The organism is Alkalihalobacillus deserti, from assembly GCF_020734105.1.
Lineage (GTDB): Bacteria > Bacillota > Bacilli > Bacillales > Bacillaceae_D > Halalkalibacter > Halalkalibacter deserti.
Genome location: NZ_JAJAFR010000003.1, coordinates 307,614 through 319,838, shown reverse-complemented (window position 1 = coordinate 319,838; position 12,225 = coordinate 307,614). Strand labels below are relative to the sequence as shown.

The 12,225-nt window shown below is 35.2% G+C and carries 13 protein-coding genes and 1 other RNA gene; 5 read left to right on the top strand and 9 right to left on the bottom strand.

The features are described 5' to 3' along the window. The first annotated feature begins 3 nt into the window (after nt 1–3). Nucleotides 4–402: a VOC family protein gene (locus LDX58_RS08015; RefSeq protein ID WP_227936304.1), complete on the top strand. Its 399-nt coding sequence runs from the start codon at nt 4–6 to the stop codon at nt 400–402. A 77-nt stretch (nt 403–479) separates the two neighbouring features. Here the strand turns inward: LDX58_RS08015 and LDX58_RS08010 are convergent, their stop codons facing one another. Then, complete coding sequence (locus tag LDX58_RS08010) at nt 480–809, bottom strand: hypothetical protein (protein ID WP_227936303.1); 330 nt, start codon at nt 807–809, stop codon at nt 480–482. A 456-nt stretch (nt 810–1,265) separates the two neighbouring features. Here LDX58_RS08010 and uvsE point away from each other — a divergent pair, with 456 nt between their 5' ends. The 3 genes from uvsE to LDX58_RS07995 all read left to right on the top strand — a co-directional run bounded on the left by uvsE (nt 1,266) and on the right by LDX58_RS07995 (nt 4,064). Then, nucleotides 1,266–2,201 carry a UV DNA damage repair endonuclease UvsE gene (uvsE, locus tag LDX58_RS08005; RefSeq protein ID WP_227936302.1) on the top strand — a complete coding sequence of 312 codons (936 nt, stop codon included), beginning with the start codon at nt 1,266–1,268 and terminating at the stop codon, nt 2,199–2,201. A 472-nt stretch (nt 2,202–2,673) separates the two neighbouring features. Continuing rightward, the gene (locus tag LDX58_RS08000; RefSeq protein ID WP_227936301.1) at nt 2,674–3,318 is read left to right on the top strand and encodes a 3'-5' exonuclease; all 645 of its coding nucleotides are present in this window, start codon (nt 2,674–2,676) and stop codon (nt 3,316–3,318) included. A 41-nt stretch (nt 3,319–3,359) separates the two neighbouring features. Further along, nucleotides 3,360–4,064, top strand: a complete 705-nt coding sequence (locus tag LDX58_RS07995; protein WP_227936300.1) for a YwaF family protein — start codon at nt 3,360–3,362, stop codon at nt 4,062–4,064. Nucleotides 4,065–4,109: 45 nt separating this feature from the next. Here the strand turns inward: LDX58_RS07995 and LDX58_RS07990 are convergent, their stop codons facing one another. The 3 genes from LDX58_RS07990 to LDX58_RS07980 all read right to left on the bottom strand — a co-directional run bounded on the left by LDX58_RS07990 (nt 4,110) and on the right by LDX58_RS07980 (nt 6,938). Beyond that, nucleotides 4,110–4,439, bottom strand: coding sequence for a cupin domain-containing protein (locus LDX58_RS07990; RefSeq protein WP_227936299.1), 330 nt, complete (start codon nt 4,437–4,439; stop codon nt 4,110–4,112). 496 nt (nt 4,440–4,935) lie between these two features. Continuing rightward, a complete protein-coding gene (locus LDX58_RS07985) occupies nt 4,936–5,232 on the bottom strand; it encodes a hypothetical protein (RefSeq protein ID WP_227936298.1) in 297 nt (98 codons plus the stop codon). 188 nt (nt 5,233–5,420) lie between these two features. Beyond that, nucleotides 5,421–6,938, bottom strand: a complete 1,518-nt coding sequence (locus LDX58_RS07980) for a carboxypeptidase M32 (RefSeq protein WP_227936297.1) — start codon at nt 6,936–6,938, stop codon at nt 5,421–5,423. Between the two features lie 146 nt (nt 6,939–7,084). On the opposite strand from LDX58_RS07980, the gene LDX58_RS07975 reads away from it, so the two are divergent. Beyond that, a complete protein-coding gene (locus LDX58_RS07975; protein ID WP_227936296.1) occupies nt 7,085–7,393 on the top strand; it encodes an iron-sulfur cluster biosynthesis family protein in 309 nt (102 codons plus the stop codon). 51 nt (nt 7,394–7,444) lie between these two features. Here the strand turns inward: LDX58_RS07975 and LDX58_RS07970 are convergent, their stop codons facing one another. From LDX58_RS07970 to LDX58_RS07950, 5 genes are all read right to left on the bottom strand, one after another. Beyond that, complete coding sequence (locus LDX58_RS07970) at nt 7,445–7,699, bottom strand: DUF2564 family protein (RefSeq protein ID WP_227936295.1); 255 nt, start codon at nt 7,697–7,699, stop codon at nt 7,445–7,447. Nucleotides 7,700–8,391: 692 nt separating this feature from the next. Further along, entirely contained in the window at nt 8,392–9,645 is a 1,254-nt protein-coding gene (locus tag LDX58_RS07965) for an ATP-binding protein (RefSeq protein ID WP_227936294.1), read from the bottom strand. 416 nt (nt 9,646–10,061) lie between these two features. After that, nucleotides 10,062–11,201, bottom strand: a complete 1,140-nt coding sequence (locus LDX58_RS07960; protein ID WP_227936293.1) for a THUMP domain-containing class I SAM-dependent RNA methyltransferase — start codon at nt 11,199–11,201, stop codon at nt 10,062–10,064. A 171-nt stretch (nt 11,202–11,372) separates the two neighbouring features. Then, nucleotides 11,373–11,761, bottom strand: an RNA gene (rnpB, locus tag LDX58_RS07955) — RNase P RNA component class B. A 63-nt stretch (nt 11,762–11,824) separates the two neighbouring features. Further along, entirely contained in the window at nt 11,825–12,217 is a 393-nt protein-coding gene (locus LDX58_RS07950) for a reverse transcriptase-like protein (protein ID WP_227936292.1), read from the bottom strand. Nucleotides 12,218–12,225: the final 8 nt, after the last annotated feature.

Below are 12,225 nucleotides of genomic sequence, written 5' to 3'. Positions count from 1 at the left end.
GAAATGAGAGATACAAATAAAATATTTCACCTCGCCATACCATGTAAAGATTTAGATGAGACTGTTACCTTTTACGAACAGCTCGGATGCAAGCTTGCGAGAAGATACGATGACCGAGTAACGTTTAATTTCTTTGGTGATCAGGTTGTGTGTCATCTTAGTCCTGAACACATCGATCACTCCCCGAAAATGTACCCGCGTCATTTCGGGATTACACTAACAAACATACAAGAATTCAATCAGCTGATTGAAACAGCTAAAAGCAAAGATCTTCCTTTTTTTCAGGAACTAACAACCCGCTTTCAAGGAAAACAAGAAGAACACCTTCTCTTCTTTTTAGTTGATCCAGCCAATAATCTGTTAGAATTTAAATTTTACCATGATACAACAATGGCCTATTAGATAGAAGAGGAGGTGGCTTTGGCCACCTCCTCTTTGTTTATCCTAGCCCTCCAATTATGTAGATGGCTATTCATTTACTATTGTTGAAATTGATTTGGACTTTGATGCATTTGATTCATACGCATCGAACCTTGTGACATTGGCTGCATGTGTGATTGAGTTGATTGCAATTGTGTTAAACGTTGATTCTCTTGAATTAATTGATTGCACATTTGTTGAATTTGTTGAATTTGTTGACTAGCCATGCCTTCATGCTGAGAAATCTGTTGAAGTTGACTAGTAATTTGTTTTAATTGTGACGCATGTTGTTGCTCCATATGTGACATTTGTTGAAGCATTTGGTTTAATTGACCTGACATTGATGATGCATTCATTGAACTCATTTGAGTGTGTTGGTTTTGAAACATGTTTAATTCCTCCTGAAAGTTGGTTTAAAGTACAAATATAAATTAACCTCTTTGAGTAGGAAATATGTATCTATTACAAAATAAAGTTTATTCTTATATTAAAGCTTCACAATCGTTCTTCCTCGCAGTTTTCCGTCTAATAATAGGACTAACACTTCTGGCAATTCAGCTAAACATGCATTCGCTTCTTATAGGTGCGCATATTTGTAATCATTTCTATTTTATCAAGTTCATCACTCGTTAACTCACTAAATATTGGTATATATTTTTAAGTGTCTCTTTCACGTTGTCCATTCCCCCAAATATCTGCAATCGTTCCACTCTTTGCTATCAAACTCTTATTTTTTATTTTACAGTTAATTATATCCTTAGAAAGCGAACTCTAAACATTCATTAGATTTTATTTCTTTCTCATTGCTGTGGCATAATAGCATAAGGAAAGTGAGGTTGGAATAAATGAAACTTGGTTACGCATGTATTAACCTTTCGCTGCCTTCTAAGTTTAAGACTTGTCGCTTAAAAACAGTTGAGAATGAAGGGTTAGAAAAAGTGAAGGAACTAACTATACATAACTTCAATGAAGTATTAAAAACCATTCGTTGGAACATTGAACAAGGTATTTTCTTCTATAGATTAAGTAGCGATTTAGTTCCATTTGCCACACACGAAATCATGTCTTGGGAATGGGATCTAGATGATGACGTTCTAAACATAACCAAGGAAATAAAGAAATTAGCGATTGACTATAACATGAGGCTCACGATGCATCCAGGCCAATATAGTATCCTTAACTCCCCTAAACCAGAAATTGTCCGAAAAGCTATTTTAGATTTAGAATATCATTCCAAGATTTTAAATCTTGTTAGTGGAACAGATATGATTATCCATGTTGGAGGTGCCTACGGAAATAAAGTAGAAGCCAAAGATAAGTTCGTTGACAATTATCAAACATTATCAAGCGATATTAAAACTAAATTGAGACTAGAAAACGATGATAAAATTTTTCATATTAAAGATGTGATTGATATTTATAAAAAGACAGGCATTCCGATCATCTTTGATTTCCACCATAATCGCTGTAATCCTACTGACGATTTGTCTTTAAATCATGCGTTAGATATTGTGTTTGAATCATGGGTGTCTGTCGACCGCCCTAAAATGCATATCAGTTCAGGAAGAAACTCGATAACTGATCCGGCTCACCATGATTTTATTTTAAAAGAGGACTTTATTGATTTTATTCAATTAATAGGCAATAGAGAAGCTGATATTATGTTTGAATCAAAACGAAAAGATGAATCGGTTTTAAGAGTGTATGAATTGATAAAAAACGGTACGCTTGACTATTACGCTGAAGCGATTACCTATGAGATGAATCCCTATTTAACTTAGTTCAATTTTTTTGCTATATCTGTTTCCAGTATGGTACGTGAAATAATTTACATGAATTGAACTAATGAACTCGCGAATTAATATCCTAAGTAAGCGTTATTATTTATTTCAATCAATAACGCTTAAAAGATGACTCTTTCGTATGTACTGAAGAAAATTACAATTTGGCACATGCGTGATATATAGATCTGAAAAATTAAAGACAGTATCCCTAACTTAATCTCTCCTTGAAAAAATACACAAGATCAAAAAGCTTCTACAAGTGTCCTCAAAACTTATCCAATTTTTTAAATTAGTTTCCCACCCTATTAATTCAGTATGATAAGATTTCCCTTAGGGAAAGCATAACTGCCTAAATGAAGGTCACCACGAGATAAACAAGCCTGTTTTTTCTTGAGTTTTTGTTGTATGGGAAGTCTCTCATCAGAGAACAGTATAAATATGCTTTAAAGAAAAGAAAGGATGAACTATATTGGTAGCAATTATTTTTGATCTTGAGCTAATAAAACGATTTCGCAAAGGCCAGCCAAGTGAAATTGTCGAGATCGGTGCTTGCAAAGTGGATTTAAAAACAAAGACTATGATTGATCAAATTCAAATTTACATCTCTCCTAAAAAAGGTCATATTTCAAAAAGCACAAGAAAATTTATAAAAATGACGGAGGAAGACGTGAAAAAGGCCGTTCCTTTTCAAACAGCCATTCAACTGTTCTGTGAATGGATTGGTGAAGATAACTATTATTTATGTTCTTGGGGGAAAGATGATCGTGCTCACTTCATTAATCAATCGGTTCAAAATAAACTCAACCTTGATTGGTTACAAAACTATAATGATATTCAAAAACCCATTGGCAAATTTCTAACCGAGGCGGTAAACAATCAATTAGGATTAAAAAATGCTTTAAACATGGCAGGCATTGAATTAACTGGAAAAGCACATAGAGGAATTGATGACGCTATTAATACGGCAGCGTTATTTATTAAATTTATCGATCGAATTGAGTTAGTTGAGAACTCTCTGTCAGAAAAGGAGATTCAAAATCATTATAAAAAATATAAGAGATCTAGATTCCGACATTTAGATCGACCAGCAAAAAAACCACCTACGAGTCATTAACTTAATGCTCAATTTCAAATTTATCCGGAGGTGACATTTTCGTGGCTCCCATTTTTGAAACTGGCACATACATTGATCAAGCTTTATTTTTGTCACCTGTTCACCTTTACACGCTTACGTTCTTTTTCATTCTCATTTCTTTCTTTTATTTGTTTAGAGATCACTCTCTAGTTATTCGTTTTAGTCGCTGGACTTTAATAGGTGTACTAGCTGTGTCTGAAATTAGTTTAATTGTTTGGAGTCTTTCTATAGGCCAATGGGATATTCGTTTTAATCTGCCTTTACAACTATGTACAATCAGTTTATATCTGTGTATTATCATGCTTATCACTAGAAATTATTTTATATTTGAAGTGGTTTATTTTTTTGGTATTGCAGGATCCTTTCAAGCATTAGTGACTCCTGACCTGTTCTATACATTCCCACATTATCGCTATCTTCACTTTTTTGTCGCTCACTTTGCCATTATCTTAGCCATTTTACATATGGTATGGATTGAAAAGTATACGATTACTTTTACATCTATTTTTAAATCTTTTGCTGTATTGAATGGGTTCGCCTTCATCGCTTTTTCGGCAAATAAAGTCACTGGTGCCAATTATATGTTTCTTGCTCGTAAACCTACTGGCCCGAGCATTCTTGATGTATTAGGTCCCTATCCTTGGTATATAGTATCGTTGGAATTCATTGCTTTATTGATGTTTGTCTTACTTTATTTGCCATTCCATAAAAAAAAACAAAAATGATTCAAAAAGCCATGTTACAACTTCTTGAATCATCCTTTGTTATGGTTAATTGTTATTTTGCCGTTGTACAAACATGGCGGTTCCCAAAGCTGGAATTGTTTCAAATAACTCAGTTTCTGAGATCCATATACGTACTGTATCTCCTTTTTCTATATGCTTAAGTCCAAGACGAATGTTTTTTTCATCCATGATAGTTGCATCCCGAATATAAAAATATGCCTTTCCATCTATAAACAACCAATGTTCTTCCACACTTAAGACTTCTCCAATGAGATCAGGTTCAACAACAGGTAATCCCTTTATATAAGATGGTTTAAACAGATTAGGTAGTAAAAACGAAAGTATAGAGGTTATTTTTAAAGCTAGAAACATCATCCTTCACCTTCCTCCCTTTGTTTACACATAAAACGATAAAACCTTACAAATCGTTTCATCATGTTGTACAAGCTACTAAACAACAATCAGAATTTTTTAAAAGCGTTATCTAAGTAGAACCCAAAATAACATAATAATAAAAATCATCAAAAGTCCAAATAGAAATGCTAATATTTTGTATACGATTCATTGCAGGTTTTTTGGGAGAAACTTTCGATTAAGCCACAAGATGATTTCTCCAAATATTGAGAACCATGTTGGATAAATGGTAGATACGTCATTCAGGAAGGAAGCGGATTTTTGCTTTTGTCTAAATGCATGATAAAATCCTACACTACTCAAGTAACCGAAGAAAAAAAATAATTATAGGCACATAGCTCACCTCAAACAAACAATATTAAATATAAAGAGTTACAATTTGGTGCATAAGTGCCTTCCTATTTAAATGGTTTCGCAAAAAAAGAAGATCAGCATATGATCTTCTTTTAACAGTCTATTATATAGTTAAATTGTTCAAGTCCAACTGATTTTCATTCACGTATTTTTGGACAAGCTGTGCTTCATTCTCACTCAGACCTTCAAAGTGCTCATCACAAATGATTGCTGGTCCATATAAGGCTTTTACTTCTTTATTTTTTATTTGAATTCCTTGTTCATAACAGATAAATCGATAATTTTTCCCTTTAAATGAACAATTTAATATACACACTTTATCTTGAAAATAACTATGTACATCATTTTCAATCGCTGTTACTGTGCAATTTGCTTTTGGGTCTATTTCAACAATACGCATTTAGTTCACCCCAATTTACATAGTGACAATAGTTTATACCAAAACCTAGCATTTTATACAATTGTCTAGCAATCAGAGTGCAATTATTTTTGTTTTTGTCCAATGACAGAATTCTAATCTTTCACCAAAAGAAGCACAACAATGTTTGAAAAGTCGTTGTGCTTACAGTGAATCTTTGTATAAATAGCTTAGAATTTGTATAAACGGCGATATTTTTCTGTTAGATAATTAACCAGTGGTTTTGAATCAATCCCACCGCCTGTTATATCTTTAATAATCTCAGCCGGTTGTTTCATTTTTCCATGTTGGTGTACTTTCTTCGTTAACCACTCACGGATCCGAGCTAATTCTCCTGTTCTTACTAACTCATCGAAATTAGGTATATCCTTTACCATCGCTTCTTTAATTTGGGCAGAGTAAATATAGCCTAATGCATACGACGGAAAGTACCCGAAAGCCCCGAACGACCAATGTACATCTTGAAGGACACCTTCGCCATCATTTGCTGGCCGAACACCTAAATATTCCTCCATCTTATCGTTCCATGCTTGAGGAAGCTCAGCAACCGTGAGTTTATCTTCCATTAGGGATTTCTCAAGTTCATACCGTAAGATAATATGTAAACAATACGTTAATTCATCACTTTCAATACGGATCAACGATTGTTTGGCTTGATTTACCGCAAAGTAGAAATCATCAAGTGAGACATCATCAAATTGTCCTGATGAATGCTTTTTCAAGAGATCATAATTACGCTCCCAAAAACGATAGTTTTTACCTACAAATTTTTCCCAGAAAAGCGATTGTGACTCGTGAATCCCCATCGAAGTTCCATCAGCTAATGGTGTACCTATTAAATCTTGTGAAATATTTTGTTCATAGAGAGCATGTCCACCTTCATGAATCGTTCCGAATAAAGCAACGCGGAAGTCGTCCTCATTGTATTTAGTTGTTACGCGAACATCGTTAGGATTAATTCCGATAGCAAACGGATGAACCGTTTCATCCAATCGACCTGCCGCAAAATCATAGCCAATTTCTTTCAGAATATCTAAGCTAAGCGCTTTCTGGTTAGCGCATGGAAATTTCTGAAAGAGAAAATCCGTTTTCGGTTGATGAGATGACTCCATCACACCTTTAACAAGTGGAATCAATTGATCACGAAGTTCTCCAAATACCTTATCAATGGTTTCAACAAAAACACCAGGCTCAAAATCATCAAGCAGGGTATTATAAGGATGCTTTTCGTACCCCCAATATCCAACAAAACGCTTTTTAAATTCTACTAATTTTTCTAAATTAGGCTTGAACATCTCGAAATCTGCTTTACTCTTTGCTTCTTCCCATACAGATTCAGATTGTGACTGTAACATGACGTATTCTTTATATTCTTCTTTTGGTATCTTGACATTGCGCTCATAGGCTTTATGACATTCGTCAACTGATTTTTGCGTAATTGCTGATAGCTGACGATATACATTTTCATCGCGAAGTTCCTTTAGATAGTTGCCCATCTGCTCCGAAGTAGATAAAGCAAATACTTCAGAAGATAATGTTCCTATTACTTCGGATCTTTGCTGAACGCCTTTTTTGGGAGCACCTGTACGCGAATCCCATGCTAAAACAGCTAGTGCTTGTCCGTAGTCCTCGATTTTCTTAATATATTGTCTAAATTCTGTTTCTAGTTTTAGAACTTTGTCGGTCATAATAAGCCATCCACCTTTTCTATGATATAAAAGTCCTTCATTATTATTTCGACATTCGAATTGATTCCCCTTCTCCATTTTATTCACGCCTAGAAAAATCTCAATTCCTGTGTTAATGTTTTTGAAGAGATAGGAGGTTTTATAAGGTGAAGTTAACGATTACTGATTCAGCAGCTTTATTATACAAAGAAGAAATTCCTCTTCAAGATGGAGACACAATAAGACTGTATGTACGAGTGGGTGGTGTTGGTTCTGGTGGGTTTTCTGTCGGGATTATGAAAGAAGATTCACCTACAGACACTTCTTTTACGATAATAAAACAAGGAATCACATTCTTTGTTACCGAAGATGATTTTTGGTATTTAGATGGGATGAAGATTCAATATAATGAAGATACAGGATTCCTTGATTTTCAAAATCCTCAATTTACTCAATTAGATCACCCAGAAAAATAAGTCTAATTATTCTAAAGAAGGACGATTCTTATAAAGAACCGTCCCTTTTTTTTATTTTTTTGCTTCTTTTAATTGATGATCTGCCTTTTCTAATAATTCCTGGGACATTTCAAAAAATGCCTCATCAACACCTGTTTGATGGGACATCGCTTTATAAAGCTTGGATTTCGCCTCTTGTAATGCATTCGTTGCTGCCTCTAATTGTTCTTCATCCATGCTTCTTGTCGCTTGTCCAACCATGTGTTCGGCTGATAGTACAGACATTTCAACCTGTTTGATATCATTATAGCCAGATGGATTTGTCATTTATAATCTCCTCCTTTTTCAAATGCAAATCTTTCAAGTTAAGGTTGTCCATCTCCGGAAAAAACATACTTTACTACGAGGTTTTTAATGTTCTTAAAAAAAATAAAAATTGTAGAATAAATAGTTCACAAGCGGACATCATATTAACCGAGGAGCAATTAATTGCTTTCTCAACCAACAAGTTCATTCAATACAATGAAAACGATTTTGGATCAACTCTTACTGAGGTGGTTGCATTGAACAGTGTCCAGAAATTTCAAGAGTGTTCATCGTAACATAAATGAAATGAGGGGTGTCTGTGAAAGACAATAATCGTTACGGCCGCAGATAGTATTACCGAAATAGGGATCGTTGTTGACGATTTTATCAACTCATAATGAGGTGGTTGCATTGCGCAGTGTCCAGGATTTTCAAGAGTGTTCATAGTAACATAAATGAAATGAGGGGTGTCTGTGAAAGAGCATAATCGTTTCGACCGCAGATAGAACTAATCGTGATACTTGAGAAACTAACGTTAATCTCTTTAATGAGGTGATTGCATTGTACAGTATCCAGAAATTTCAAGAGTGTTCATAGTAACATAAATGAAATGAGGGGTGTCTGTGGAAGACAATAATCGTTACGGCCGCAGAGTGTTTGAGAACTTGTAGGTAATGTTAAGGAGATGACCAATTTGTTTGGTCATCTCCTTTTTAAGAGGCGTAAGGAAAAGTAATAATAAAAGTGGTTCCCTTATTTAATTCACTTGAAATTTTCATTGTTCCTTTCATGGTCTCGACAATTCGAATGGCAGAAAGCATACCTAGACCTGTCCCATTTCGCCCCTTTGTTGTAAAATAAGGTTCTCCTATTCGAGCTATTTGTTCTTCAGACATACCCATTCCGGTATCTGAAACTTCAATATTTACTTTATGTATCTCGTTCATAACTTTGATTGTTAGCACACCACTTTCGGGCATAGCTTCTATACAATTTTTTGCGATATTTAGCAAACATTGTTGGAATAATTGACGTTCCCCTTCTATCTTGAAGGAATGCAGTTCCGTCTCAATTGTAATTGAGTTCATATTAGCAAGAGGACTAAGCAAATCTTTTAAATGTGATAACTCTTCTTTCACATCAAACTTCTCCATATTTTCAGGCTTCGGTTTAGCAAAAGTTAGATAATCACGGATGATTACATTTGCACGATCAATTTCAGCCATAGAGATCTTTAAGAATTCCTCTCGTTTCTCTTTATTGAGATCGTTTTGAATCATCATTTGTAAAAAGCCTCTAACAACCGTGAGCGGATTTCTTACTTCATGAGAGATTGATGAAGCTAGATGCCTGACTACTTCCATTTTCTCAGCTTTCACGACTTTTGACCTTATTAAAGAAGCTTCTCTAATAAATTCAGTTATGTAAACAATGACGACTGCAGCCATCCATTGAATGCTAATGTAAATAAAAGTAACTTTAGGATCTAAAATTAGTCCATTAATAAACGTAAGTGTTGTTAAAACAAAAAAACCAGTGAAAAGAGAAAAGGCTGAAATAATGATTAGTTTTCTACGTTTTGATTTTTCATTAAAACGTGAATAAAGTAAGATTGCTATAATCATAATAACCATTGAAACAAATATAGATGAAAGAGCTCCGAGACCTCCGAATACAAGGCGGTATGAGATCCCTACAATAAATAAAAAAATACTCGCTAAAACACCGCCGTATAAACTGCCAACCATTGTTGCAACAAGTCTCAAGTCAAACATGAAGCCATCCATTATCTGAATTGGAAAGCTTATACAACTAATGATAGCAAGAGCAGCACAAATAATATAAATAACATTTCTGTTCTCATGAGCCATTCGACTTAATTCTGTATCTGTTATAAGGGGTATAAATAAAAGAAAAAAACATAAAAAGAGAAAATTTAACAATAATATTGCTATTGTATCATACATAGTACACCATCCATTTTAAAATAAAGTATATTTAAAAGAATAGTATACTTTTTCAGAAAACGAAACTTTTTTTAATCAAAAGAAGAGAAGGTCCACACAATGTGACCTTCTCCTCTAACCATTAACCTTACTCAAGCATTCTCATTCAAGTTACAATCTGGGTAGTAACGATCATAGGCTTTAAAGAGACATCTCTTTTCAATTATGTTCTAAGGAACACTCGTAAAAAGGGTCACTGTTAAACGCAATCACCTTTTTTAGTGATGTAATCGTCTTTTTCCTGTTGTATATGTGAACATCAACTTGATGGGATATGGTCATTGAGGCAACAGTCAAACTGCTGACCTCGATATTAGAATGTGCTTCTTCGCTATGTTTATCCTGTCTTTATCATTCCAAAATACGGTAAATGAAATTTAAACTCTCGGTGGCCTTGGACCAAAAAATTGATAATAATCGACTTTCAAATTACCATTATAGAGCTTACGTTTTTTTGTTGCTTTTTGACCATAGAGCCCTTCAAATCCTTCGTGTGAAGTTAACATATAGATTGACCACGTTTCAAGAAACTGGTTAAAGGTCTTACCCATATCTCGATACATTTCTTCTACTTCATGACGTTCACCTAAGCGCTCTCCATACGGAGGATTTCCGATCAAAACTCCATATTCACCACGGTGTCTAAAATCCTTCACTTGCATTTGTTTGAATTTAATTAAATCACCAAATCCAGCTTCCATTGCGTTGTTACTAGCCAGTTCGACACTTCGATGATCAATATCAGCTCCTAAAATATCGAGTGGCTGATCATAGTTGGCAGCATCCTCTACTTCTTGACGAGCTTTATCCCATACATCATTTCCAATCCAGTTCCAATCTTCAGATGCGAAATCTCGATTAAATCCAGGTGCGATATTTTGGCCAATCATTGCTGCTTCAATGGGAATCGTCCCAGACCCTGTAAATGGATCTGCAAACGGACGATCAGGCTTCCACGGCGTAAGCATAATCATCGCCGCTGCTAACGTTTCCTTAAGCGGTGCTTCATTATGTAAATAACGATAGCCTCGCTTGTGTAGACCCGTCCCACTGGAATCGATTGTTAATGTCGCTACATCTTTATGTAACGCGACTTCAATACGGTAAAATGGACCGTCTTCGTCAAACCAGCCTTGGTTATATTTTTTCTTCATGCTTTCTACTACCGCTTTTTTCACAATGGCCTGACAATCTGAAACGCTAAATAATTTTGATTTTACTGACTTTCCAATAACCGGAAACTCAGCATCAACCGGAATGATATCCGCCCATGGCAAAGCCTTAGTCTTCTCAAATAATTCATCAAACGTATAAGCTTTGAATTCGCCTACTTTTAACTTTATACGATCGGCTGTCCGGAGCCACAAATTGGCTCTTGGAATGGCTGAGACATCCGCAGTAAAAGTAACTTTCCCATTCTCTACTTGCACATCTTCATATCCCAAATCTTTCACTTCCCTAGCAACAAGTGCTTCTAGCCCCATTGTTGCTGTTGCAATTAGCGTTACTTTTTCCATTATGTACTCCTTCAGATAACTTAACTTAATATCTTCATTATATATTGTCTTAATATCGAAAACAAACTTTGACTGTTCTACTACTTTTTTCAAAAGGGGAAAGGAACCTTTTTGAAAAAAGTCTATAAAAAAAGCCCCAATAAGGGGGTTTTTTTAATCATCCACTAAACATTCGATAAGCCATGTTCTGTTCCTTTGTACTGCAAACGGTGATGAACCTCGTACTCCGGTGGTAACCATCTATCTACAAGGTATTTCCCCTGTCCTTCTCATATGTTCATTTCCAATTTTGAGAAGATGCCCCTACCATATTTTGGGTTTCTCGCTCGTGGGGTTTACCGCGTTCCACTCTATTCGTTTCCGAACAGACTCCGTCACTGTGGCACTTTCAAAGGCCTCACACCATATCCAAAGACTTAGGTGCTTACCTTGCCGTTAGCCCAGTCGAAACCAGACTACCCTAGCTTATTTATTGGCTAGGCACGAACACTACGGGCATCTCAGCCCGTGCGAGCATGGACTTTCCTCTACACGTAAACGTACAGCGGTTACCTGAATGTTTAATGTTGTCTTAAGCGACAAAGGTTATTATACCTTTAATTAGAAAAGGAATCAATAGGTATTTATTTCTTCTTTCTTATTGCTTGTCTTGCTAGTCTATCAGCATTTTTATTCTGATTACTTGGAACCCATTTGATGAAGAAAAGATCAAACTGATCAATTTTTTCAATCGCTTTTTCTAAATATGGTTGAAATTTTTTATTTTTGACAAAGCGCTTTTCAATAGCATCATCAATTAATTTAGAATCAGTTCGAAACGAAACAATTGTCATTCCTTTTTCAAGACAGAGATCCAGTGCATAAATTAGAGCTTCATACTCTGCTTCATGGTTGGACATAATAGTTAAAGGAATGGCGTAATTTTCAACTTGACCATTTTTATAATTGATAAATATTCCCGCACCGGAAGGGCCCGGATCCCCAGCGCTAGCGCCGTCAATATAAACATCCACCATTCATATCA

Coding starts and splice junctions, on each gene's coding strand:
- LDX58_RS07970 (WP_227936295.1), bottom strand. CDS start 7,699: ATGACAAATCCATCTGGCTATAATGATATCAAACAGGTTGAAATGTCT.
- LDX58_RS08015 (WP_227936304.1), top strand. CDS start 4: ATGAGAGATACAAATAAAATATTTCACCTCGCCATACCATGTAAAGAT.
- LDX58_RS07960 (WP_227936293.1), bottom strand. CDS start 11,201: ATGGAAAAAGTAACGCTAATTGCAACAGCAACAATGGGGCTAGAAGCA.
- uvsE (WP_227936302.1), top strand. CDS start 1,266: ATGAAACTTGGTTACGCATGTATTAACCTTTCGCTGCCTTCTAAGTTT.
- LDX58_RS07990 (WP_227936299.1), bottom strand. CDS start 4,439: ATGATGTTTCTAGCTTTAAAAATAACCTCTATACTTTCGTTTTTACTA.
- LDX58_RS07980 (WP_227936297.1), bottom strand. CDS start 6,938: ATGACCGACAAAGTTCTAAAACTAGAAACAGAATTTAGACAATATATT.
- LDX58_RS07985 (WP_227936298.1), bottom strand. CDS start 5,232: ATGCGTATTGTTGAAATAGACCCAAAAGCAAATTGCACAGTAACAGCG.
- LDX58_RS07950 (WP_227936292.1), bottom strand. CDS start 12,217: ATGGTGGATGTTTATATTGACGGCGCTAGCGCTGGGGATCCGGGCCCT.
- LDX58_RS08010 (WP_227936303.1), bottom strand. CDS start 809: ATGTTTCAAAACCAACACACTCAAATGAGTTCAATGAATGCATCATCA.
- LDX58_RS07965 (WP_227936294.1), bottom strand. CDS start 9,645: ATGTATGATACAATAGCAATATTATTGTTAAATTTTCTCTTTTTATGT.